This is a genomic window from Neobacillus sp. GCM10027624, from assembly GCF_042675345.1.
Taxonomy (GTDB): Bacteria; Bacillota; Bacilli; order Bacillales; family Cytobacillaceae; genus Neobacillus; species Neobacillus cucumis_D.
Genome location: NZ_JBHTHD010000002.1, coordinates 155,424 through 178,275, shown reverse-complemented (window position 1 = coordinate 178,275; position 22,852 = coordinate 155,424). Strand labels below are relative to the sequence as shown.

Genomic DNA, 22,852 nt, shown 5'->3' with positions numbered 1-22,852 from the left:
AAAGCAATTGATTCGCTGATAAACCTTGTAAATTCGCTGATAAAAATTTTCTCCCTTGAAATTTAGGCGTTCAAAAATATGTTTTATATGCGGATTAACACATTTTATTTGCAAATCTATTTCAAATTAGAAAAGGCTGTCCAAATGGACAGCCCAATAAATTTATTTATACCGTCTTGAATTATTATATTTATCTTGATGCAGAAAATCGACAAACTCATCAGAAAGCTCGCCTAAATGGAGCATTTCTTCATAACCTGCCATAAGACCTTCGAAAAATCCAGCCGGCAGGGTGAAATCAATTAATGGTGCTCCTGTTTTTGTATAAATCCCCGTATAGAGATTGCCGGGAGGTTCCGACATTGTCAACAGGTCCTTTAACGTAATGTCCTTATCATTATTCTTAAGCTTCACTTGAATCCCATAAAGATCAAAGGCAGTCGTTAAAATATCGGTTAATTCAGTTAATTGTTCCTCCGTAAGCTCTGCACTTGGGTCCGTCGTATTCATAAATTGCTCTAGCCGGTAATCCAAGGATTCCATTTGATCAAGAGAATCTTTGTTATTTTCCTCCACCTGCGACAAATACGTAAAGAAATTTTCTACCTCTTGTTCAGTAATACCGATTTTTTGCAATTCATCCTCAATGCCAGCCATATATTTATCATGGTTTGTATAAAAGCCCACCGAGGAATCTAAATCCTCGATGAACTTATAGTCATTTAAAGAATCACCAAAATGATCCAAAAGCGCGTTTAGTTCACTTTGTGTCATATTATATTTTGTCAGTAAATCCTGTAAATTTTTTGAATTAATCGGTGTTCCCAGAATACTTTTTAATTCCTCAACGGAATTGAAATCCTCTAATGGGATTTCATAATAATCCAGGTAGTCCAACAACTCCTGCTTTGTCCAGCCAATTTCCGTCAAATATTGATTCAGCTCATTTTCCGGAGGGGTGGCACTGGCAAACGGGGCAAAGGACAAGAGAAGGATGGATAGCAAAAAAGTTAAGAACGTCTTCTTATAGAACATAAATCAACCTCCAATAGATATCCTTCATTCACTAATGTTCCCATCTGAAAAAACTTAAGAGATAAAAATCATTGGTAAAAAACTTGGGGAGATTTTACAAAGAAATGTATAATTGACATAGGTAATCGATTGACCCTTTAGGGTTACACTATATAAGAAGAAACCTGGATCCACAGTTTAGGAAGGAAAACAGCAATGAATGTAACGTTAAACCAAAAGATGATTAAACAATTATGCGGAGAGCATTCCTATAAAAAAGGTGAAGAATTAACAAGGCGCAAAAAAGTGGACCTGACGGATTATTCACCCGATCACGAAATCTGCCATGCCACCGTTCATGCCACAAATGAATTCCAGGTTACAATTAAAAATCAACACGGGCAAATTGAAACAGCCTGCACATGTCCAAAGTTAGCTACCTATCAAAAGCCCTGTCACCACGTGGCGGCCGTATTGGTCAAGATTTTAGAAAAGCAATCGTCAAATCATACTGATTTAACAAGGGGAATCTTAGGATTATTCCAAGGGGGACCGATCCGTCCAAGTACTGGGAAGCATATTATTGAGGACAGACAATTATTTACAGTAGAATTTTTGTGCAAACCCATCCCAATTGACAACAGTGAATACATGTTCGGACTTATGATTCGAAGCAGTTCCAAATCTTTTAAAATCATCGATTTTTTAGACAGCGTTGAACGGCGGGAAGCTTATCAAGATTACGATCCTAACATCCACTTTTTTCAAAAAGAAACGGATGCTGTACTTCAGGAATTAATTCGAACGAAAGACAAATTAAGCCTTAAAGATGAATTTATATTAATCCCGTCCCGCGAATGGGAGAGGATTTTCCCGATCCTTTTAAATGCTCCCTTGGTAAAATTGAAACATCAAGGGCAAGTTTTTGAAAAGATTCACTTATCAAGCGGCCCCATCCCGCTTTATTTCCTATTTGAAACTGGGCCCAAAGAAGATTTTCAATTACAAATAAATGGGTTAAATAAAATCACCATCCTTTCCAATTTCGTTCTTTTTGAAGGGCAGATTTGGAAGCTGGAAAAAGAAGAATTGGCACGTCTAAGTGAATTAAAGAAAATGCTGGATGCTTCCGGTACCCACCAAATCTCGATATCGAGAGACCAAATGGAATCGTTTGTCGAGGCAGTCATTCCGGGACTCATGAAAATTGGCCATGTCCGAATCGGTGAAGCTGTTTCCAAACGACTGGACCAGACTGCTTTAAAAGCAAAACTATATTTAGATCGAATAAAAAATCGTTTGCTTGCTGGCCTAGAATTTCACTATGGCAATGTGGTCATCAATCCTCTTGAAGAAAATAAACAAGTCTCTTCACTGTTAAGAATAGGCGAACAGGAGGAAAAAATCCTGCAAATCATGGAGGAAAGCGGCTTTACGAAAACAGAGAGCGGTTATTTTTTACAAAATGAGGAATTGGAATATCATTTTCTGTATCATATTGTTCCAACCTTAAAAAAACTCGTTCGAGTTTATGCTACAACTGCGGTTAGAGCGAGATTATTTAAAGAAAACCCACAGCCGCGTTTTCGAGTGGATCGAAGAGAACGGACGGATTGGCTGTCGTTTCGCTTTGAATTGCAGGGAATTCCTGAATCTGAGATTCGTAATATCCTAGCTTCACTTGAGGAAAAGCGGAAATATTATCGACTTCGCAACGGGTCATTTCTTTCGCTGGAGAGCCCGGAATTTAATGAATTAAATCGATTTTTACAAGGGATTGGCGTAAAACCGAAAGAGATTCACATGGAATTTGAACTCCCGCTTACACAAGGTTTGTCCGTCCTTTACTCCTTTGAAAATTCAGTAAGGGTTGGTTCATCTCTAAAACAGCTTTTAGAGGATCTTCGAAATCCAGAAGGGGTTCAATTTACTATTCCTGCAAGTCTCACTGGGATTCTCCGGGATTATCAAAAACTTGGCTATCAATGGCTAAAAACACTCGCCCATTACGGTTTAGGGGGAATTTTAGCAGATGATATGGGCCTGGGGAAGACGCTGCAAAGTATTGCCTATATTCAATCAGTTTTGCCTCAGATTCGGAAGGAAAGTCAAACTGTTTTGATCGTTTCGCCTTCCTCTTTAACGTATAACTGGTGGAACGAATTGAAGAAATTTGCACCGGAGATTCAGGCTGAAATCGTCGATGGCACCAAGATCACACGGGACAGACTGTTGAAAAACCTTGCAGAGGTGGATGTGGTGATTACTTCCTATCCGCTGCTGGTAAAAGACACTTTGTTATACAGTAAACTAGCTTTCCATACGCTATTTTTAGATGAAGCCCAAGCCTTTAAAAATCCTGAAACACAAACGGCAAAAGCGGTAAAAAAACTTCAAGCAAGTCACCGCTTCGCTCTCACTGGAACACCCATCGAGAATTCGCTTGATGAGCTTTGGTCGATTTTTCATGTCGTATTTCCAGAATTGTTTCCGAATCGAAGGGCTTTCCATGAATTGCGTAGGGAAGTAGTAGCGAAGCGGGTTCGGCCATTTATCCTCAGACGCATCAAGGAAGATGTGCTAGGTGAACTTCCTGAAAAAATTGAATCCATGCATGCCTCCGACCTGTTACCAGATCAGAAAAAGCTGTATGCCGCCTATTTAGCTAAGCTAAAGCATGATACACTGAAGCATTTGGATAAAGAAACTTTTCAAAAAAATCGCATCCGGATTCTTGCTGGGCTTACTCGGCTTCGGCAGCTATGCTGCCACCCGGCCTTGTTTGTGGATGGATATAAGGGAAGTTCAGCAAAATTTGAGCAATTGCTGAAAATCATTGAGGAATGCCGAAGCACAGGGAGAAGAATGCTGATTTTTTCGCAGTTTACGCAAATGCTCGGGATTATCGGCACGGAACTAGCAAGCAGGGGAGTTTCTTATTTTTACTTGGACGGCAGTACCCCCTCTGCAGATCGAGTGCAGCTTTGCAGCCGATTCAATCTCGGCGAAAAAGATATATTCCTGATTTCCTTGAAGGCAGGCGGTACCGGTCTTAATTTAACGGGCGCCGATACGGTGATTTTGTATGATTTATGGTGGAATCCTGCCGTTGAGCAGCAGGCCGCAGACCGAGCTTACCGTATGGGCCAGAAGAACACCGTCCAGGTGATTAAACTGGTGGCACATGGGACGATTGAGGAAAAAATGAATGAGCTTCAAGAAAAAAAGAAACACCTGATTGACGATGTCATCCAGACGGGAGAAGAGAAGTTGTCTTCCTTATCAGAAAAGGATATTCGCGAGATCTTGATGATTTAAACTTTAGGGGGCAAGCTTCATGACTGATTTCAATTCACAATTCCGTAAAAGAATTGGTCTCCCAGCAAACGAAACCATCACATTCGATAATTTAGAGGCCGTTCTCGAAAAAACAGCCAAAACGGTTCCATTTGAAAATATATGTATCATTACAAATCAGGCAAAAGAAATCACGAAAGAGAACTTGATTAACAAAATTATCGACCAACAGGAGGGCGGGCTTTGCTATGAACTAAATGGCATTCTCCATTTATTTTTACTGGAAAATGGTTTTGATGCAAAATTAATTTATGGTGTTGTCTACGACCACAATCATCAGCGTTGGAGCACGACTGGGAAAACCCATGTCGCAACAATTATCACTCACAATGTGCAACCATATCTTGTAGATACAGGATTTGGAGCGAATCTCCCTTTAAAACCTGTTCCATTATCCGGAGAGGTGGTATTCTCGAATAATGGTGAGTTCCGTGTAGAGAAAACGGAAACTGAGCATGGGGATTATATTTTTTATATGAAATTGAAACATAAAGATAAAGATTGGAAAATAGGCTATGCTTTTGATACCAAAGCGACTATTACCAATCATGCAGAATTAACTGGGGTACAAAAAATCATTATTGATCATCCGGAATCTTCTTTTAATAAAAAGCCGTTAATTACCAGGCTGACAGACCGAGGAAGCATGACCTTAACAGATTCATCATTTACTGAATGGATCGATGGTAAGGTAGATAAAATGGACATTGATCCAAAAAAATACAAAGAGCTTGCAAAAGACCATTTTGATATTCAGACCTAAAAAGATCCACCCATGCAATATGGGTGGATCTTAACTTTACGATTTTAATCCTCGTTTTACACGCACAAAGGCTACGAAATCATCTAATTCCTCTTTTGATAGCAGCACACCGTCCAGGGAAAAAACTTTTTCGTTGGAATTTATTAATTCGGTAATTTCAATCACTGAATGTTCCGCTAATGAATTCTCTGTTCTCCCTAATATATAATCTACTGATGTATGAAATAAGTCGGCTATTTGTGATAAGGATTGTAATGATGGCAAACGATAACCCGACTCATAGCCGGCATAGGTGCTTTTGGCAATCCCCAGCTGGTCGGCGGTTTCTTGTAAGGACCATTTTCGTTCTTTTCGTAATTCCGATAATCGCTCCAACATTCGTCTCAAACTCCACTCTAAAGATTTTGAAAAAATTATATCATAGGTTATAAGATTAGAATAGAAAAAAGTACGCGAATTGAATAATAATACTTGATTTATATAAAATTAATCCTATAATTTAAAGTATAAATACGCATAACGCGGATGATATAAAAATTGTCTTGCTAATCGGGGTGATATTTTTGAAGAAGATTTTAATATTAGCAACTGGTGGTACAATTGCCTCAGTAGAAGGGAACGAAGGACTTGTTCCCGGATTATCTGCCGATGAATTATTACACTTTTTCCCAAAATCAGCAGGTAACATTCACATTGAATGCAAGATCCTTATGAACATAGATAGCACAAATATGCAGCCGGAGCATTGGGTTGAAATGGCTCATGCGATCTATCAACATTATGAAAATTACGACGGATTTGTCATTACGCATGGAACGGACACGCTCGCCTATACTTCTGCGGCCCTTTCCTACATGTTACAAGGACTTCGCAAGCCTGTTGTATTAACCGGGTCGCAGGTCCCGATTAGCTTTAAAAAAACAGATGCCAAAAAGAATGTGGCTGATGCACTTAGATTTGCTAGTGAGGACATTGGCGGAGTATTTATCGTTTTTGATGGCCGGGTGATCATCGGAACGAGAGCTGTAAAAATGCGAACGAAAAGCTATGATGCATTTGAAAGTGTAAATTCTCCCTATGTTGCCTATTTGAATGAAAAAGAGGTAAAATATCAGTGGAAACCTGTACCGCCCGGGGTGGGACTTGCATTAAATACTAATATAAATACCGATGTTTTCTTAATGAAATTATACCCCGGGACAAAACCAGAAGTGTTTGATTGCCTAAAAGGTTTATACAAAGGTATAATAATTGAGAGTTTTGGGAATGGCGGACTGCCATTCGAAGGGCGCAACCTTCTTGTGAAAATCAAAGAACTAACAGAAGCGGGCATAGCGGTTGTGATTACGACTCAATGCCTTGAAGAAGGTGAGGATTTACTTTTATATGAAGTAGGTCGTAAAGTAGCTCAGCATGATGTCATTTTATCGGGAGATATGAATACCGAGGCCATTGTGCCGAAGCTCATGTGGGCTCTGGGTCAGAAATCTTCTATTAAAGAGATCAAGACTATTTTTGAAACTCCTTTGGCAGAAGATTTATCGATTAAGGGCGAAAAAGAAGAGTAATAGATTTTTACTAAAAACAAAGAGGCGATATGGATGTTGACCAATGAAGTAAACATGCGAGTGGAGAAAGACTTTTTAGGGGAAAAGGAAGTACCTGTCGAAGCGTATTATGGTGTACAAACATTAAGAGCAGTGGAAAACTTCCCTATTACGGGCTATCGCATTCATGGGGAGCTAATAAAAGCAATGGCGATTGTGAAAAAAGCTGCCGCGATGGCGAACATGGATGTTCACCGCTTATATACAGGAATTGGCGAGGCTATTGTGAAGGCTGCTGATGAAATGATTGAAGGGAAATGGCATGATCAAATAATTGTCGATCCAATTCAGGGCGGTGCCGGTACTTCCATCAACATGAACGTGAATGAGGTTATTGCCAACCGTGCAATTGAAATACTTGGACATGAAAAGGGAGACTATTATCACTGCAGTCCTAATACCCATGTCAACATGTCGCAGTCAACCAATGATTCATTCCCTACCGCAATTCATATTTCGGTATTGAATCTTCTCGAAAAATTATTGGGTACAATGGAAACTATGCATGGAGTGTTCATGCAAAAATCGCAAGAATTTGCCCATGTAATCAAGATGGGGCGGACCCATCTTCAAGATGCAGTACCGATTCGCCTTGGCCAGGAATTTGAAGCATATGGACGAGTACTAGAACGCGATATTAAGCGAATTAAGCAATCCCGTCAGCATTTATATGAGTTAAACATGGGTGCAACTGCAGTTGGAACCGGTCTCAATGCCGATCCTCGATATATTGAGTTTGTTGTAAAACATCTTGCTGACATCAGTGGATTACCACTTGTTGGAGCAGAACATTTGGTGGATGCCACTCAAAATACAGATGCTTATACAGAGGTATCAGCAGCATTAAAGGTTTGTATGATGAATATGTCGAAAATCGCCAATGACCTTCGTTTAATGGCATCTGGTCCACGTGCAGGATTGGGTGAAATCTCGTTGCCAGCACGTCAACCAGGATCTTCGATTATGCCAGGTAAAGTGAACCCGGTAATGGCTGAGCTTATTAATCAGGTTGCATTCCAGGTTATCGGAAATGATCATACGATTTGCTTAGCTTCAGAGGCAGGGCAATTAGAATTGAACGTTATGGAACCTGTCCTTGTATTTAATCTGCTTCAGTCGATTAGTATTATGAATAATGCCTTCGGTGTATTCACGGAACATTGTTTAAGAGGAATTACCGCAAATGAAGATAGATTAAAAGAATATGTGGAAAAGAGTGTTGGTGTCATCACTGCAGTTAATCCGCACCTTGGCTATGAAGTAGCTGCACGGATTGCCAGGGAAGCAATTTTAACAGGCGCTTCTGTACGCGATCTTTGTTTAAAATATGATGTATTGACTGAGGAAGAACTAGATTTAATTCTTGATCCATATGAAATGACGCATCCAGGAATTGCCGGAAAGGCATTGTTGGAGAGAGATTAATAGATTCGCCAGGCTTTTTGCCTGGCGTTTTTTGTTTGGAAATTCTTGCTTTCCACTTTTAACATCGGAATTATCGTTGATTTAATCATTACAATCAAAACAGAACCATACGATTAATACTACAGCTTTTTTAGGAGTGTGTTTCGTATGGATGATCGTTTTTTTCGAAATGTCATGGGGAGCTTTGCTACTGGGATTACCGTTATTACGGCAGAGGTGAAGGGGACTGCCCATGGAATGACCGCAAATGCATTTGTCTCAGTGTCACTGAATCCAAAATTAATACTTGTTTCGATTGATAAAAGAGCTAAAATGTTGGGGTTTCTTCAAGAGTCGAAAAGGTTTGCTGTGAGCTTTTTAGCCAGTGAACAAAAAGAGGAATCAATGAGATTTGCCGGTCAAAAAAAGGATGAAGAACCTTATATTTTTGAGCGATTTAGTGAATTACCTGTTATAAAAGGTGCCTTGGCAAATGTTGTTTGTACGGTTTTTAATCAAGTTGAGGCAGGAGATCATGTTTTGTTTATTGGGGAGGTACAGGATTTACAGGTGAAGGATGGGGAGCCGCTCCTTTATTTTAAAGGTAATTATCGAGAATTAAAGGATTTGGATTAAAAAGCAAGTGATCTGTAATTATATTATGTAAACTTATAATACTACTAGACTGTGCTTCCCGGCTCAGTCTTTTTGTTTGTCATAAAAAAAATTTTTCCTATGAAAATAATGCTTTCATCATGTATGATGTAAAAGACTAATCGTATAGGAGTGACAATCTTTGGTTCAGCTTCATTTATACAGCAAAAAATTTCCTTTTTTTAAAGAAGAATTTTTTTCACACTATCGTGAAATCGCAGCAGGTTACAGTCATCATGTACTTCTAGAAAGCGGCCGGGGCGGCCGGTATAGCATCGCTGCATTTAATCCCGAGAAGATCATTACGGGAAAAAACCATCAACTCACCATTCAAGATGGAGACCATCAAGAACAATTAAACGGAAACCCCCTGCATTTATTAAAGGAATGGATGGGGCAATATCATGTTGATAAAATAGAAGGGCTGCCTGATTTCCAAGGCGGTGCCATTGGATACATCAGCTATGACTATGGTCGTTATATTGAAAAACTACCCTCACTCGCAAAAGATGACCTCGAATTACCGGAGATCTACTTTTTAATTTTTAAAGAATGGTTCATATTCGATCATCACACTAATGAATTATGGTTATTATTTTTGCATAAAAAAGGAGAATCTGTGGAAGAAAAGGCTGCACTTTGGGAGAGCCGCTGGCTTGAAAAAATTACTGCTGTTGAAACCTCAAAAACTGTTTCGACGCTGTCTGATCCTTTAGAAGTTTCAATGGATGAGCGGCAGTTTATCGATGCCGTCAAGAAGGTTCAGGCATACATCGCTCAAGGGGATGTTTTTCAAGTCAATCTTTCCGTTCGGCAATCAAAACCCATGGAGGTAGAAGCGATTGACGTCTATGAACAATTGCGCCTGCTCAATCCTTCCCCTTATATGGGCTATTTCCATACACCAGAGTTTCAATTGGTCAGCGGATCACCTGAACTCTTGGTAAAAAAGCACGGGAAGGAAGTTAGCACACGGCCAATTGCCGGGACTCGTTCTAGAGGGAAAAACGAGTCGGAAGACCAGGAGCTGGCCAATGAATTGATTGAAAATGAGAAGGAACGGGCGGAGCATGTGATGCTCGTTGATTTGGAACGAAATGACCTTGGCCGGGTTTGTGCATATGGTACGGTTGAGGTAAATGAATTTATGGTCATTGAAAAATACTCCCATGTGATGCATATCGTTTCAAATGTACGCGGACAATTAGCGGACGGGAAAAATAGCATTGATGTCATTGATGCGGTTTTTCCGGGAGGAACGATTACTGGAGCACCTAAGATTCGTACGATGGAAATTATTGAAGAGCTTGAACCGGTTCAAAGGGGCATTTATACGGGATCCCTTGGCTGGATTGATTTCTCCGGTGACATGGAACTAAATATTGTGATTCGCACCATGTTGGTGAAAAACGGGATGGGACATGTCCAAGCAGGAGCGGGGATTGTGATCGATTCTAATCCGAAGCATGAGTATAAAGAATCACTGAAAAAAGCGGCAGCGCTTTGGCGCGCCAAAGAAATGGCAGAAGGAAAAGGAGAACAGCGATGATTTTCATGATTGATAATTACGATTCTTTTACCTTTAATTTAGTGCAATATTTAGGAGAATTAGGCGAAGATTTAGTCGTTAAACGAAATGACGAGACCACAATCGAGGAAATCTCCAAGATGCGTCCAAAATTCTTGATGGTTTCTCCTGGTCCTTGCAGTCCGAATGAAGCCGGAATCAGTCTAGAAGCAATCCAAGCTTTTGCGGGTGAGATACCGATTTTTGGTGTCTGTCTAGGTCAACAATCGATTGCTCAGGCCTTTGGCGGAGAAGTGGTACAAGCAGAGCGTCTTATGCATGGAAAGACCTCGGAGATTTTTCATGATGGAAAAACGATTTTTGAAAATTTAGCTAATCCGTTTCCAGCGACTCGTTATCATTCCCTAATTGTTCGAAAAGAAAGCTTACCTAAATGCTTAGAGGTTTCCGCCTGGACTGCGGAAGGGGAGATTATGGCGATTCGCCATAAAGAGCTTCCTATTGAAGGAGTTCAGTTCCACCCGGAATCCATTATGACAACCGCCGGGAAAGACCTATTGCGAAATTTTGTCCGCCATTATGGAAGAGTGACGGAAACGGTAAGAGGATAACACATGTTTATTTATGTAAACGGAGAAATCGTTAAAAAAGAAGAAGCTGTCATTTCGCCTTTTGATCATGGCTTTTTATATGGAATGGGACTTTTTGAAACGTTTCGGGTTTATAATGGGCATCCCTTTTTATTAGACACCCATATTGCCCGTCTAAACGAGGGTCTCAAAGTCCTAAATATTGAGAAACAGTTTACACGAGATGAAGTGTGTAATGCCCTTAGGGTACTGTTAGACGCGAATGGATTAATCAATGCGTATATCCGCTTTAATGTATCAGCGGGTCTGGGTGAGGTTGGATTGCAAGTCGAACCCTATCGGGAACCAAATGTGCTTATTTTTGCAAAACCACTGCCGGATGCGGGGGAGATGGCAGAAAAGAAAGCCAATCTTTTGCTTTTAAAGCGGAATACACCCGAGGGTTTGACTCGGTTAAAATCACATCATTATATGAATAATCTTTTGGCAAAAAGGGAGATTGGGAGTTCCACCGACGTAGAAGGCATCTTTTTAACAGAAGAAGGTTATATTGCCGAAGGGATCGTTTCAAATATCTTTTGGAAAAAGGGAATCACCGTGTATACACCGTCGCTTGCGACAGGCATTTTAAATGGGATCACACGGCAGTTTACAATGAAGGTAGTCAAAACGTTGGGCATGCATTTGGAGGAAGGACTTTTCAGTATGGAGGATGTGGCAGCAGCAGAAGAAATCTTTGTCACCAACTCCATCCAAGAAATTGTTCCTATATCAGAGTTTGAAGGTCATACAATGCCGGGAAAAAGCGGGGCAATCGTTCAAAAACTCCATCAACATTACCGGGAATCTTGTAAAACGCTCTGGTCTATATAACCCGCCACTGTCCACTCCATACGGACAAAACCATTCAAAAGTCCACGAAGGGTGTCAGGCACCAGTGCCTGACACTTATTTTATTTGAATAAATTATTCGAAAATTCTTGACTTCGTTAGGAAAGGATTTATAATTAAAGTATTATTTTTAATCCGATAAATCTAATAGGATTTATGGGTTAAGTGGGCGGTGGGACAGAAATGTTTTTACAAATTAACAATGTGAATAAACAATTTATCAATCAAAAAAAGGCCAGTGATGTCCTTACAAATATTAATCTTGACATTAAAGAAGGAGAGTTTGTTTCAATTCTCGGGCCTTCAGGGTGCGGAAAATCGACATTATTATCGATTGTTGCCGGATTAACAAAGCCAACAAGTGGAGAAGTCGTCCTGAGCGGAAAGCCGATTACGAAACCAGGAAAAGACCGAGGAATGGTCTTCCAACAAGCCGCCTTATTCCCGTGGTTGACAGTCGAAGAGAACGTGATGTTCCCACTTCGTAAAGAAATGAAAAAAGCAGAGGCACGCGAAGTAGCTCATCATTTTCTTAAAATGGTCCAGTTAAGTAATTATACAAAGCATTCCCCACATGAGCTTTCAGGCGGAATGCAGCAGCGGGTGGCGATTGCGAGAGCACTTTCCATGAATCCAGCTGTATTGTTAATGGATGAACCGTTTGGGGCCCTTGATGAACAAACAAGAGCACGTCTCCACCATGAATTAGAAAAAATTTGGCTAGAGACAAAGAAAACGATTCTTTTTGTCACCCATAGCATCAGTGAATCTATCAAACTATCGGACCGAATCATTGTCATGGGAACGAGACCTGGGGTAGTACTAGAGGATATCCATGTTAAAATTCCACGCCCAAGGGGAAACCATCCGCAAATGGTGGCAAAATTAGAGGAAAAAATTCTTGGATTGTTACAAGGCGAGATTGATAAAGTAGTGAAAGAGGAATTAGCTTATGCAGCAAACAATTAAACGCATCATTTTCTTCGCATTATTAATCGTCATCTGGCAGGCTGCGGTAAAAATAACGGGTGTTTCAGCCGCAGTGATGCCAGCACCGACAGATGTACTTCAAGCACTTGTAAAAGGATTTGCAGATAAAACATTAATCTATGATATTCTTGCCAGCTTTCGCAGGCTTGCAATCGGTTTAAGTATTGCGATTATCCTTGGAATCTTCTTAGGCATTCTTTTAGCGAAAAATAAAACGGCTGACGAAACACTCGGTACGTTGATTTTAGCCTTACAAAGTGTACCAAGTATCGTTTGGCTGCCGATTGCGATTATGTGGTTTGGATTAAATGAAACATCGGTAATTTTTATCGTGATTCTTGGGGCAACACTTGTGATGACCATCAATATGAGGATTGGCATCAAAAATGTTTCGCCTCTTTACATAAGAGCCGCTCAAACGATGGGCTCCGGAGGATTAGATCTTTTTACATCAGTTATTTTCCCGGCTTCCGTCCCATATGCCGTAACAGGTGCAAGACTTGGCTGGGCATTTGCCTGGAGGGCATTAATGGCAGGAGAAATCCTGAGTACCGGACCTGGATTAGGGTATACCCTGAAATATGCTTCTGATTTTGGCAATATGAGCATGGTTATCGGGATTATGATTATTATTGGTATTATTGGAACCATTGTAGATATCGTTTTCTTCCAACGCGTTGAAAAAAATGTTATTCGTCGTTGGGGACTAGAGACATCAAATTAGATAGAGAAAATTAGAGGGGGAACTAGAGAGATGAAGAAAAAATCAATGATTTTAGGTTTGGCGGTTATGCTTGGAGCAGGTGTTTTAGCAGGCTGTGGATCGAACAATGCAAGCACTGATGGAGGAGAGAAAAAGGTCGTTATCGGCTATTTTCCAAACATTGACCATGCACCTGCAATGGTGGCAAGGGAAAAAGGATTTTATGAAAAAGAACTTGGCAAGGATATCAAAGTAGAATACAAAACTTTTCCAGATGGCGGTGCCTTCATGACCGCACTTAAAACAGGTGATATTGATGCCGGTTTAGTTGGACCAGGGCCTGTCATGAATAACTTTACAAATGGTGCCGATGTAAAAATCATTGCCGGAGCTTCTTCTGGTGGTACAGCGATTGTTGCCAGCAAACAAAGCGGGATCAACTCTGTTAAAGATTTCAGTGGGAAAACCTTCATTACTCCAGGAGTAGGTTGTACACATGATGTACAAATGGAAACATTCTTACAGGATTATGGAGTTAAGTCAGCCCGTATTGGGGGAACTTTAAAGCACGTAACCGGTAACCCGGCACAATATGCAAGTATGTTTGAATCAGGAAAAGTGGATTTAGCCGCTGTTCCAGAACCATGGGCTTCACAGCTAGTGAAGAAATCAGGGGCAAAAGTAATCGTTGACAGCCAGAAAATTTCGTACGGTACAACGTTGCCAAATACGATTCTTGTAACAAGTGGTAAAGAAATTAAGGCTGATAAAGATGTCGTCGGAAAAATTGTTAAAGCACAGGAAGAAGCGATTGCTTTTATCGGTAAAAATCCTGAAGAAGCGAAGAATATCACTGTTAAGGCGATTAAAGATATTACAAAACAAGGTCTTGATAAAGATGTGATGGATCAAGCTTGGACACATATTCACTTTACAAGTGATGTTAACAAAGATGTGATTCAACAGTTTGCTAATTCATCTGTAGAGTTAAAGTTCTTAAAGGAAAAGCCTGATTTTGCTTCGTTAATTGATACACAATTTATTAATTAAAATGTAAGGTGCTGAGTGATGACTCGGCACCTTTTTCTGAAAAAGAGGTGTTTTTACCATGAAACGCTGTTTGTTTCTAGTAGTTTGTTTATTTCTGTTAGCAGCCTGTTCTAAGTCTGAGGAGAAAAATGTAGAGGATTCTTTTCCACTTCATATGGAAGTACAAAAATTTAATGCGGTGAATCAGTATGGTGAACCATTCACTTTTAAAAACATAAAGGGAAAGGTTTGGGTGGCTGATTTTCTGTTTACCAATTGTGATACGGTTTGTTCACCGATGACCGCGAACATGGCGACATTGCAAAAGAAATTGGCTGATGCTGGGGTGGATGCGGAGCTTGTATCTTTTAGTATCGACCCAGATCACGACCAGCCTGGGAAATTAAAGGAATATGCTAAAGGGGTGGACGCGGATTTCTCGAACTGGAACCTCCTAACCGGATATAAACAGCCATTCATTGAAAGCTTCGCCAACAAATCTTTTATGGCCGCAGCGGCCAAACTGGAAGACTCCAACCAATTTGTACACAGTACATCCTTCTACCTCGTCAACAAAGACGGAGTCGTCCTCCAAAAATACGAAGGCGCCTCAAATCCGCCATACAATGAAATTATTAACGATATTAAAACATTGGAAAAGTGATTCGACAAAATTAGGGTGGTGCCAGGCACCACCCTAATTTTGTCGAAAAAAACCTATTACTTCTCGAGAATTTGTTTGTATTCTTGCCCTTTTTGGACGTAGACTTCGATGGACATTTGGATTAGTTGCAGGTCTTTTTCTGTGAGCTCGCGGACTACTTTTCCGGGTGATCCGACGACAAGGGATCGTGGCGGGATTTTGGTTCCGCTTGTGAGTAGGGTGTTAGCTCCTATGATGCATTCATCGCCGATTTCGACGTGGTCGAGGAGGGTGGAGCCCATCCCGATGATACTGCGATTGCCAATCTTGCAGCCGTGTAAAATAACATTATGACCAACTGTTACTCCATCCCCAATTTCTACTGGACAACCTTCATATAAATGGATGGTGCTATTATCTTGGATGCTTGTTTGATCTCCAATGGTAATCGGCCCTTCGTCCCCGCGTAATACCGCATTAAACCAAATGGTAGACTCCTTCCCAATTTTTATATCTCCGATTAAATAAGCGCCAGGTGCCACAAATACCGTTTCGTCGATCGAAGGGGCAACACCATTGTAGGGTATCTTCATTCTTTCTCTCTCCTTTTAAAAATCTGAATTATAACTCTCTTCAGTTATTAGTATACCACTCTACAGTAGAGGAAAAAATGAGAACTATTTTCAAATGAATTTTGCCAAGCCAAACTTCGAAAATGTCAAAAATATTTAACAAATATTCGACAAAATTCTTAATAAATTCACGGTAATCTCCTTCTATTTTTGTCCGATGGTAGAATAAAACTATCACAATAGTAGAAACGGGGTGAGAAGATGAAATGTACGGGGAGAGTATGTATTTTAGCTTTTACAATCGTTAGTTATATGATTGGCCTTTTCATTCATGGTAATGCTTTCACAAGCTTGGACCTCGTCCTCATTTCAGTTTTTTCTCTAATCGCATGGTATTCCGGAAAGCAATATGATTTAGTGAAATTTCATTCCGAAAAGGATTTTTTAACAAAAATATATAATCGCCGTTATGCTGAAAAAATTTTTCCTAAATTGAAGGCAAAAATGGAGCGACTGAATAAATCGATGGCAGTGTTTCTTTTAGATGTAAATAATTTTAAAGAGATTAATGACTCACTAGGTCATGAGACCGGTGATGTAGTTTTAAAAATGCTAACCGAGCTTCTTGCGAAAACCTTAAATAAATCGGAAGTATTAATCAGATGGGGCGGGGATGAATTTTTGATTATCGCTCCAAATACCAATCAAATTGAAGCCGAAAAAATAAGAGAAAAAATAGAAACCTGTCTACTAAACTCAGAAAAAAATACCTATCATATCGCAGTTTCTATTGGTTATTCCATTTATCCAGAGCAAGCAAGACGATTTGAAGAGGCTGTAATGCTTGCGGATCAACAAATGTACAAAACGAAATTAGAAAAGAAATGCAATGGATTTGTTCCCGTATCCTAATCGTTTAAGAGAGATGGATTATTGTATTTCGGGTTACCAAGAAAGGGAGTTTTAACTGCAATGGAAAAAAGAATTCAATCATGGTTAAATAAACCCAATTACTTTCGTTATGGATTCATTTGCATCTTACTATGTAGTACGTTTTTAAACTTAACCATTTTAATGGATGAACGGATTTATATATTTTATGTTCTTGCCACCGTTTTCTTAGGAATTGGCTTTTTTAATCAATCTCCTTTGTTTCTAGTGTTATGTACCACCCTCATTGTCACTTGCAGGTATTCCTTTGCACCAAATTTACCGGATGCAGGCACTTTTTTCGTTCAGCTTGGTACTTATCTGTTAATCATGGTCATTTCAGTTGGACTAATGAAACATAACCAGCGAATAAAAAGAGATAATATTGAAATGATTAAGGTTCTTTCCAAAGCACTGGACTCCAGGGATACTTATACCTCCCAGCATTCTGAAAATGTTGCCAAATATGCTTTGAAAATCGCTAAGAAAATGAAATTATCAGCTGAATTATGTGATATGACTCAAAAAGCAGGATTATTACATGATATCGGAAAAATAGGGGTTCCTGAACATATCTTAAAGAAGCCGGGTAAGCTTACGGAAGAGGAATATTCGATTATTAAAGAGCATCCGTTAATCGGGAATGAAATTATTAAGCACGTTTCAAGCTTTCATGAAACAGGAATATTAGACGGCGTTTTATATCATCATGAGCGATATGATGGCAAGGGATATCCTCATGGGCTTAAAGGCGAGGAGATTCCGTTAATTGCCCGCATTTTAGCTGTTGCGGATACATTTGATGCGATGACTTCGAAGCGGGTTTATCGAACAGAGCTAGATGTACATAAAACGCTAGCTGAAATTGAACAAAATAAAGGAACACAATTTGATCCAGAAATTGCGGAAGTATTTTTACGTTTATTTGAAGAGGAGCACTTAATAGAATTTAAGAAGGAAATTCCCAAAATAGTATTTAAATCACAAACAACGAAAACCCTCGGCCAATGAATGGGACGAAGGTATATGAACTCCTTCATCCCCAACAACAACTTCTCCCTTGGATGAACCGGAAAAATAATAGATGCCCGTGAAAAATCCTTCATTTTCCAATGTAAGCGTTTTAACTTTGACAAAATAATAAAAATAGTCAAAATATATTGACGAAGGCGATTTACGGTGGTAACCTAATAACAAATTTAAGATGAATTGATGACGAGAATAGTAGGATTTATTCCTTGTTTAACAGAGAGTCGACATTGGGTGGGAGTCGATAACAGGAAATTTCTGAAAATCATCTCCGAGATGCGTAGCTGAAAGTTAGTAAGCTAGGCCGGAAGGTCCACCGTTAAATTGGAACACGTATCATGATACGGTACGTTGATTTGAGAGCCGCAGCTTTAGTGAGGAATTTTAGCTGTGGAAGTAGGGTGGTAACGCGAGCTAACTCGTCCCTATACATGGGGCGGGTTTTTTGTTGTTTAAAAATTGAATTTGAAATTGAAAAGTGCAATTATTTAGGAGGGACCATGAATGAAACAACAAGTTGAGCAAACAGAGAAAACAAAGAAAACAGAACAAACATTAACTGCTGAGGATGTGATCCTTGCCAGTCACAATATTAAGGACGAAATTTCGCCCACTCCTCTGCAATACAATGCCATTCTATCTGAACGATATGAGTGTAATGTCTACCTTAAGCGCGAGGACCTGCAAAGTGTACGTTCCTTTAAAATTCGCGGGGCCTATAATCGGATTAAAAAACTCAGCGGTGAAGATCTACATAATGGGATTATCTGTGCAAGCGCCGGAAACCATGCACAGGGAGTAGCCTATTCCTGTCATCTTCTCAAAATTAACGGAAAAATCTTCATGCCAAGCACAACACCAAAGCAAAAAGTGAACCAAGTAAAGTTCTGGGGCAGGGAAGATGTTGAAATTGTCTTAGTGGGGGATACCTTTGACGATGCTTATGAAAAGGCAATGGAATGCAGTAAAGCGGAACAAAGAACCTTTATCCATCCGTTCGATGATTTTGATGTAATTGCAGGACAAGGGACGGTCGCTGTTGAGCTCCTTAATGACTTTCAAGAGCCAATTGACTATTTATTTGCAGCCATCGGCGGCGGGGGACTTGTTTCAGGTGTTGGAACCTATATGAAACAATATTCTCCGGATACTAAATTAATCGGTGTCGAACCAATGGGTGCCCCTGGCATGAAAGAATCGTTATCAAAAGGAAAGGTAACCTCTCTTAAAGAAATTGATCCTTTCGTAGACGGTGCAGCCGTAAAAACCGTTGGGGCGCATACGTTTGAGATTTGTAAGGACCTGCTAGAAGATATTGTGGTAGTCCCGGAAGGAAAAGTTTGTACAACACTCATTTCGTTATATAACGAAAATGCCATCGTTGTGGAACCAACCGGTGCTTTATCTATCGCTGCACTTGATTCCTATAAGGAACAAATTAAAGGAAAAACAGTCGTTTGTATTGTTAGCGGTGGGAACAATGATATTGGAAGAATGCAGGAAATCAAAGAGCGTTCCAAAATTTATGAAGGCTTACAGCATTACTTCATTGTTCAATTCCCTCAGCGTCCCGGTGCATTGAGAGAGTTTTTATTAGATGTTCTTGGACCAAATGATGATATCAGCCATTTTGAATATACGAAAAAGAACAACCGCGAAACTGGACCGGCCCTAGTCGGAATCGAATTAAAGGATAAAGACGATTACTTCCCATTAATGGAACGGATTAAGGCAAAAGGATTTTTATATCGGGAAGTGAATAAAGATAAAGCATTATATCAAATGTTGGTATAGTAACCTTTTTAAATCTTCGGGTCCATCAGGACTCGGAGAATTTTTTATTTTTAACAGAAAAATGATACGATATTTCTGTAGAAGATCAACCTAAACTCTCCCTAAAAATTATATTAATAATCCATGAAAAATCTAAACTAATGGAAGAAACATGTTAAATTATTGGTAGAGTTATTTAAAAGGAGAAAGAAATCATGAAAAAACGTATCCTAGTCATCGAGGATGAAATCAATATTGCTAAGGTGTTAAAAATAGAGCTTGAATATGAGAGTTATGAAGTGTTTGTCGAACATAATGGAAAATCAGGATTAAATACGGCAACAGAAAAATCCATCGATCTTATTTTATTGGATGTTATGCTCCCTGAAATGAATGGAATCGAGGTACTAAGAAGGCTTAGGAAGGCAGGGAATCAAACTCCGGTTATTCTTTTGACAGCTCGAAATATGACATTGGATAAGGTAACGGGATTGGATCAAGGAGCCAATGATTATATAACCAAACCATTCGAAATCGAAGAACTTTTGGCCAGGGTTCGTGCATGTATCCGCGACCACTCGATTCATACTCCAAAGGAAGTTACTTCTGTAGTGACTGTAGGGGATTTATCGATCGATACAAATACCCGAGAAGTAACAAGAGATGGGACCTCCATCACCGTTACTCCGAAAGAATATGATTTATTGCTTTATTTGGTAACAAATAAAAATAAGGTTGTCACGAGAGACAATATTATCTTGAATGTATGGGGCTATGAATATGAAGGAGAGACCAATGTTATTGACGTATTCATTCGCCATCTTCGCAAAAAAGTGGATGAAGGGTTTGACTCCGAATTAATTCATACTGTTCGTGGAGTTGGTTTTACCGTCAAGGAGAAATAACATGAAAATCACCACGAAAATTAACCTAATGACAACCGCGTGGCTGCTTTGTGTGTTAATCCTTATTAATGTCGTTGTCTTTTTTTCTTTTTTAAAAATTACCGTCAATATGGAAGAGGATGCGCTATTACAAAAGGCGAATGATATTATCGATGAACTTAAATCTTCATCTCCAGAAGAGCAAACAGAAAAGTTAAAAGATTTTTTAACCATCCATTCTTATATCAGGGTCGTTGATCCTAATGGAAAAACACTTGCGGAAGTAACCAATGATAGGGAAATTACAAGTAAGATTAAACCAAAATATACAAGAAAACAGGAATCCGGCAGGATATTACTTGGAACAAAAACGGGAGAAAAGCAAGTAATCTATGTTCGTGTTCCGATAAAAACAAGTCAGAACCGAACAGCAACTCTTGATATTGGAGAAGCCTTGATGGGACTTGAAATGAGAAAAGATATTTTACTATGGATCCTTGGATTATGTACTGTCCTATCCGGTATCTTGTCCCTTCTTGGCGGGAAATGGTTATCCGGCTTCATTATGCGTCCCATTTCCAATATGATCAAAACCATGGAGGACATTGAACAAAGTGGTATCCCAAAAAAGATTGTGATTCAAAATCGGACAAGGGACGAATTGGAGCAGATGGCCTCGACCTTTAATCGAATGATTGAACGGCTTAGTGAGAACATGGAAAAACAGGACCAGTTTATTTCAGATGCTTCGCACGAATTAAAAACACCGTTAACCGTCATTAAAAGCTATGCCAGCCTTTTGAGACGAAGGGGCGTGCAAAATAATGAAATATCAACGGAAGCGATTGAAGCCATTTATTCGGAAGCAACCCGGATCCAAAAAATGACCGAAATGTTCTTGAATATGGCCACTTCCGAAAAAGAAACGACCTTGGATCTAAGGCAAGTGGATTTAGTCGGCTTATGTAAAGAGATTCAAAAACAGCTAAAAAATGCCTATAAGCGCGAGATTCATCTCCACCACAGTGATGAACATATTTATATCCAAGCGGATGAACTGAAATTAAAACAAGTGATCATAATCCTTCTGGATAATGCGATCAAGTATAGTAAAGATCAAATCGACCTATATTTGAATCAGCAGCAACATTTTGCATCTATTGCCGTAAAAGATTACGGCATCGGCATACCAGAACAAGATCTTCATCGGATTTTTGAACGATTTTATCGAGTTGATAAAGCAAGAAGTCGAGAAACAGGCGGAACTGGCCTTGGGCTTGCAATAGCCAAGAATATTATGAAAATGCATAAAGGGGAAATAAAAATAACAAGTAAAGAAGAAAAAGGAACAGAAGTCGAATTACTATTTCCTCTATAAGATTGTGAAAAATTCACACGGTGCCTGGCACCATTGTGAATTTTTCACTAAGTCTACATATGTTTAGGTCCGTTTTACCGCTGATAAAATAAAAATGGTCGCAAGAATGGAGGCAGCACCGATCCATTCAAAAACACCGAATGGAACATGAAGCCAGGCTACTGCTAAAAACGCTGCAGATAAGGGTTCTACACATGCTAAGAGGCTTGCTTCTGAAGCTTCAATGTATTTTAGGCTTTCCATATAGCAAAAAAAAGCGACTAACGTACCAAAGATTACTACAAAAAGAACCGCCATCAACGCAGAGAACGACCAAGACCCACTAAATTGCCAAGGCGGCTGAAAAAAACTGAAAACTACACCGCCAATCAGCATCCCCCAGCCCGTTGTAATCAAAGAACCCCATGTATTTAATAGTTTCCTAGGATATAGAGTATAAAAGGCCAAGGCAAAAGCGGAGAGAATTCCCCAGACAAAGGCCGGTCCAGAAATCGAAAGCGCCTGGATATTCCCATTTGTAACGAGAAAAAAGGTCCCTAAAAGCGCTAAACCAATGGCGATGATCTCATGTTTAGCAGGTAATACCCGCGAACGAAAACAAAGATAACAGGTAATCATAACCGGCGCCAGGTATTGAATAATGGTAGCGGTAGCGGCATTTCCTTCTTTTACAGCTGCAAAATAGGTATACTGAACACCGAGCATTCCAATGATTCCAAACACAACTAATTGCAATACATCTGATTTATTTTTCCATATGGTCCATATATTTTGTTTTCCAACAAAACGGGAAAATAATAATAACCCCAATCCAGCAAAAAGCAGCCGGATTACTACGAGCCAGCTGACACTGAATCCTTGTTTTTGAAACAAGAACTGTGCGACTGTACCCGAAATCCCCCAAAAGGAAGCGCCAATGAGTACTAAAATAACTCCCTTGGGCCTGGGGTTCGGCATAACAACAACTTGCGAATCCAAACCAATCCCTCCAAAACTCTTCAAATTACAAACATACTAAATTATAACAATCTTTTTTAGATTTTGGCTATTCAATTTGTTAATATTGGAATCTAGAAAAAGAACATTAGTTTTTGTATAATAGTTAAGTAACTC

The 22,852-nt window shown here is 39.6% G+C and carries 21 protein-coding genes and 1 other annotated feature; of the genes, 17 read left to right on the top strand and 4 right to left on the bottom strand.

Going from position 1 to position 22,852, the window contains the following annotated elements; all coding sequences use genetic code 11:
* Nucleotides 1–162 precede the first annotated feature (162 nt).
* Nucleotides 163–1,035 (bottom strand): processed acidic surface protein, encoded by an 873-nt coding sequence (locus ACFQZ9_RS00895; protein ID WP_498941900.1) that lies wholly within the window; start codon nucleotides 1,033–1,035, stop codon nucleotides 163–165.
* Between the two features lie 195 nt (nucleotides 1,036–1,230).
* Between ACFQZ9_RS00895 and ACFQZ9_RS00890 the strand changes: the two genes are divergently transcribed.
* Together ACFQZ9_RS00890 and ACFQZ9_RS00885 are read left to right on the top strand one after the other, a co-directional pair.
* A complete protein-coding gene (locus ACFQZ9_RS00890; RefSeq protein ID WP_498941899.1) occupies nucleotides 1,231–4,332 on the top strand; it encodes an SNF2 helicase associated domain-containing protein in 3,102 nt (1,033 codons plus the stop codon).
* A gap of 19 nt (nucleotides 4,333–4,351) precedes the next feature.
* Complete coding sequence (locus ACFQZ9_RS00885) at nucleotides 4,352–5,134, top strand: arylamine N-acetyltransferase family protein (protein WP_498941898.1); 783 nt, start codon at nucleotides 4,352–4,354, stop codon at nucleotides 5,132–5,134.
* 36 nt (nucleotides 5,135–5,170) lie between these two features.
* Here the strand turns inward: ACFQZ9_RS00885 and ACFQZ9_RS00880 are convergent, their stop codons facing one another.
* Nucleotides 5,171–5,512, bottom strand: a complete 342-nt coding sequence (locus tag ACFQZ9_RS00880; protein WP_498941897.1) for a helix-turn-helix domain-containing protein — start codon at nucleotides 5,510–5,512, stop codon at nucleotides 5,171–5,173.
* Nucleotides 5,513–5,697: 185 nt separating this feature from the next.
* Between ACFQZ9_RS00880 and ACFQZ9_RS00875 the strand changes: the two genes are divergently transcribed.
* The 10 genes from ACFQZ9_RS00875 (at nucleotide 5,698) to ACFQZ9_RS00830 (ending at nucleotide 15,194) form a co-directional block, all read left to right on the top strand.
* Nucleotides 5,698–6,702, top strand: coding sequence for an asparaginase (locus ACFQZ9_RS00875; RefSeq protein ID WP_498941896.1), 1,005 nt, complete (start codon nucleotides 5,698–5,700; stop codon nucleotides 6,700–6,702).
* 33 nt (nucleotides 6,703–6,735) lie between these two features.
* The gene (gene aspA, locus ACFQZ9_RS00870) at nucleotides 6,736–8,166 is read left to right on the top strand and encodes an aspartate ammonia-lyase (protein WP_498941895.1); all 1,431 of its coding nucleotides are present in this window, start codon (nucleotides 6,736–6,738) and stop codon (nucleotides 8,164–8,166) included.
* Between the two features lie 147 nt (nucleotides 8,167–8,313).
* The gene (locus tag ACFQZ9_RS00865; RefSeq protein ID WP_498941894.1) at nucleotides 8,314–8,781 is read left to right on the top strand and encodes a flavin reductase family protein; all 468 of its coding nucleotides are present in this window, start codon (nucleotides 8,314–8,316) and stop codon (nucleotides 8,779–8,781) included.
* Between the two features lie 160 nt (nucleotides 8,782–8,941).
* Nucleotides 8,942–10,348, top strand: coding sequence for an aminodeoxychorismate synthase, component I (gene pabB, locus ACFQZ9_RS00860; protein WP_498941893.1), 1,407 nt, complete (start codon nucleotides 8,942–8,944; stop codon nucleotides 10,346–10,348).
* On the top strand, nucleotides 10,345–10,938 hold the full coding sequence (gene pabA / locus ACFQZ9_RS00855) for an anthranilate synthase component II (protein WP_498941892.1): 594 nt from the start codon (nucleotides 10,345–10,347) through the stop codon (nucleotides 10,936–10,938). The genes pabB and pabA overlap by 4 nt, the downstream gene beginning before the upstream one ends.
* A 3-nt stretch (nucleotides 10,939–10,941) precedes the next feature.
* A complete protein-coding gene (gene pabC, locus ACFQZ9_RS00850; protein ID WP_498941891.1) occupies nucleotides 10,942–11,790 on the top strand; it encodes an aminodeoxychorismate lyase in 849 nt (282 codons plus the stop codon).
* 201 nt (nucleotides 11,791–11,991) lie between these two features.
* The gene (locus ACFQZ9_RS00845; RefSeq protein WP_198313441.1) at nucleotides 11,992–12,777 is read left to right on the top strand and encodes an ABC transporter ATP-binding protein; all 786 of its coding nucleotides are present in this window, start codon (nucleotides 11,992–11,994) and stop codon (nucleotides 12,775–12,777) included.
* On the top strand, nucleotides 12,761–13,522 hold the full coding sequence (locus ACFQZ9_RS00840) for an ABC transporter permease (protein ID WP_198313442.1): 762 nt from the start codon (nucleotides 12,761–12,763) through the stop codon (nucleotides 13,520–13,522). The genes ACFQZ9_RS00845 and ACFQZ9_RS00840 overlap by 17 nt, the downstream gene beginning before the upstream one ends.
* A 30-nt stretch (nucleotides 13,523–13,552) precedes the next feature.
* Nucleotides 13,553–14,551, top strand: a complete 999-nt coding sequence (locus ACFQZ9_RS00835; RefSeq protein ID WP_198313443.1) for an aliphatic sulfonate ABC transporter substrate-binding protein — start codon at nucleotides 13,553–13,555, stop codon at nucleotides 14,549–14,551.
* A gap of 58 nt (nucleotides 14,552–14,609) precedes the next feature.
* Nucleotides 14,610–15,194: an SCO family protein gene (locus ACFQZ9_RS00830; protein ID WP_498941890.1), complete on the top strand. Its 585-nt coding sequence runs from the start codon at nucleotides 14,610–14,612 to the stop codon at nucleotides 15,192–15,194.
* Between the two features lie 56 nt (nucleotides 15,195–15,250).
* Here the strand turns inward: ACFQZ9_RS00830 and ACFQZ9_RS00825 are convergent, their stop codons facing one another.
* Nucleotides 15,251–15,766, bottom strand: a complete 516-nt coding sequence (locus ACFQZ9_RS00825) for a gamma carbonic anhydrase family protein (RefSeq protein ID WP_198313445.1) — start codon at nucleotides 15,764–15,766, stop codon at nucleotides 15,251–15,253.
* Nucleotides 15,767–16,006: 240 nt separating this feature from the next.
* On the opposite strand from ACFQZ9_RS00825, the gene ACFQZ9_RS00820 reads away from it, so the two are divergent.
* The 5 genes from ACFQZ9_RS00820 to ACFQZ9_RS00800 all read left to right on the top strand — a co-directional run bounded on the left by ACFQZ9_RS00820 (nucleotide 16,007) and on the right by ACFQZ9_RS00800 (nucleotide 21,739).
* Nucleotides 16,007–16,657 (top strand): GGDEF domain-containing protein, encoded by a 651-nt coding sequence (locus tag ACFQZ9_RS00820; protein WP_498941889.1) that lies wholly within the window; start codon nucleotides 16,007–16,009, stop codon nucleotides 16,655–16,657.
* Nucleotides 16,658–16,717: 60 nt separating this feature from the next.
* Nucleotides 16,718–17,686, top strand: a complete 969-nt coding sequence (locus ACFQZ9_RS00815; RefSeq protein WP_498941888.1) for an HD-GYP domain-containing protein — start codon at nucleotides 16,718–16,720, stop codon at nucleotides 17,684–17,686.
* Nucleotides 17,687–17,878: 192 nt separating this feature from the next.
* Nucleotides 17,879–18,134: a binding site (T-box leader), on the top strand.
* Between the two features lie 74 nt (nucleotides 18,135–18,208).
* Nucleotides 18,209–19,498 carry a threonine ammonia-lyase IlvA gene (ilvA, locus tag ACFQZ9_RS00810; RefSeq protein ID WP_498941887.1) on the top strand — a complete coding sequence of 430 codons (1,290 nt, stop codon included), beginning with the start codon at nucleotides 18,209–18,211 and terminating at the stop codon, nucleotides 19,496–19,498.
* Nucleotides 19,499–19,692: 194 nt separating this feature from the next.
* Nucleotides 19,693–20,382 carry a response regulator transcription factor gene (locus ACFQZ9_RS00805; protein WP_498941886.1) on the top strand — a complete coding sequence of 230 codons (690 nt, stop codon included), beginning with the start codon at nucleotides 19,693–19,695 and terminating at the stop codon, nucleotides 20,380–20,382.
* A gap of 1 nt (nucleotide 20,383) precedes the next feature.
* On the top strand, nucleotides 20,384–21,739 hold the full coding sequence (locus ACFQZ9_RS00800; RefSeq protein WP_498941885.1) for a sensor histidine kinase: 1,356 nt from the start codon (nucleotides 20,384–20,386) through the stop codon (nucleotides 21,737–21,739).
* Nucleotides 21,740–21,802: 63 nt separating this feature from the next.
* Here ACFQZ9_RS00800 and ACFQZ9_RS00795 read toward each other — a convergent pair whose 3' ends face one another.
* Complete coding sequence (locus ACFQZ9_RS00795; RefSeq protein ID WP_498941884.1) at nucleotides 21,803–22,717, bottom strand: DMT family transporter; 915 nt, start codon at nucleotides 22,715–22,717, stop codon at nucleotides 21,803–21,805.
* Between the last annotated feature and the right edge of the window lie 135 nt (nucleotides 22,718–22,852).

Excerpts from the sequence above, each read along its gene's own strand:
- ACFQZ9_RS00895 (WP_498941900.1), bottom strand. The coding sequence starts at position 1,035 with ATGTTCTATAAGAAGACGTTCTTAACTTTTTTGCTATCCATCCTTCTC.
- ACFQZ9_RS00890 (WP_498941899.1), top strand. The coding sequence starts at position 1,231 with ATGAATGTAACGTTAAACCAAAAGATGATTAAACAATTATGCGGAGAG.
- ACFQZ9_RS00885 (WP_498941898.1), top strand. The coding sequence starts at position 4,352 with ATGACTGATTTCAATTCACAATTCCGTAAAAGAATTGGTCTCCCAGCA.
- ACFQZ9_RS00880 (WP_498941897.1), bottom strand. The coding sequence starts at position 5,512 with ATGTTGGAGCGATTATCGGAATTACGAAAAGAACGAAAATGGTCCTTA.
- aspA (WP_498941895.1), top strand. The coding sequence starts at position 6,736 with ATGTTGACCAATGAAGTAAACATGCGAGTGGAGAAAGACTTTTTAGGG.
- ACFQZ9_RS00865 (WP_498941894.1), top strand. The coding sequence starts at position 8,314 with ATGGATGATCGTTTTTTTCGAAATGTCATGGGGAGCTTTGCTACTGGG.
- pabA (WP_498941892.1), top strand. The coding sequence starts at position 10,345 with ATGATTTTCATGATTGATAATTACGATTCTTTTACCTTTAATTTAGTG.
- pabC (WP_498941891.1), top strand. The coding sequence starts at position 10,942 with ATGTTTATTTATGTAAACGGAGAAATCGTTAAAAAAGAAGAAGCTGTC.
- ACFQZ9_RS00845 (WP_198313441.1), top strand. The coding sequence starts at position 11,992 with ATGTTTTTACAAATTAACAATGTGAATAAACAATTTATCAATCAAAAA.
- ACFQZ9_RS00840 (WP_198313442.1), top strand. The coding sequence starts at position 12,761 with ATGCAGCAAACAATTAAACGCATCATTTTCTTCGCATTATTAATCGTC.
- ACFQZ9_RS00835 (WP_198313443.1), top strand. The coding sequence starts at position 13,553 with ATGAAGAAAAAATCAATGATTTTAGGTTTGGCGGTTATGCTTGGAGCA.
- ACFQZ9_RS00830 (WP_498941890.1), top strand. The coding sequence starts at position 14,610 with ATGAAACGCTGTTTGTTTCTAGTAGTTTGTTTATTTCTGTTAGCAGCC.
- ACFQZ9_RS00825 (WP_198313445.1), bottom strand. The coding sequence starts at position 15,766 with ATGAAGATACCCTACAATGGTGTTGCCCCTTCGATCGACGAAACGGTA.
- ACFQZ9_RS00820 (WP_498941889.1), top strand. The coding sequence starts at position 16,007 with ATGAAATGTACGGGGAGAGTATGTATTTTAGCTTTTACAATCGTTAGT.
- ACFQZ9_RS00815 (WP_498941888.1), top strand. The coding sequence starts at position 16,718 with ATGGAAAAAAGAATTCAATCATGGTTAAATAAACCCAATTACTTTCGT.
- ilvA (WP_498941887.1), top strand. The coding sequence starts at position 18,209 with ATGAAACAACAAGTTGAGCAAACAGAGAAAACAAAGAAAACAGAACAA.
- ACFQZ9_RS00805 (WP_498941886.1), top strand. The coding sequence starts at position 19,693 with ATGAAAAAACGTATCCTAGTCATCGAGGATGAAATCAATATTGCTAAG.
- ACFQZ9_RS00800 (WP_498941885.1), top strand. The coding sequence starts at position 20,384 with ATGAAAATCACCACGAAAATTAACCTAATGACAACCGCGTGGCTGCTT.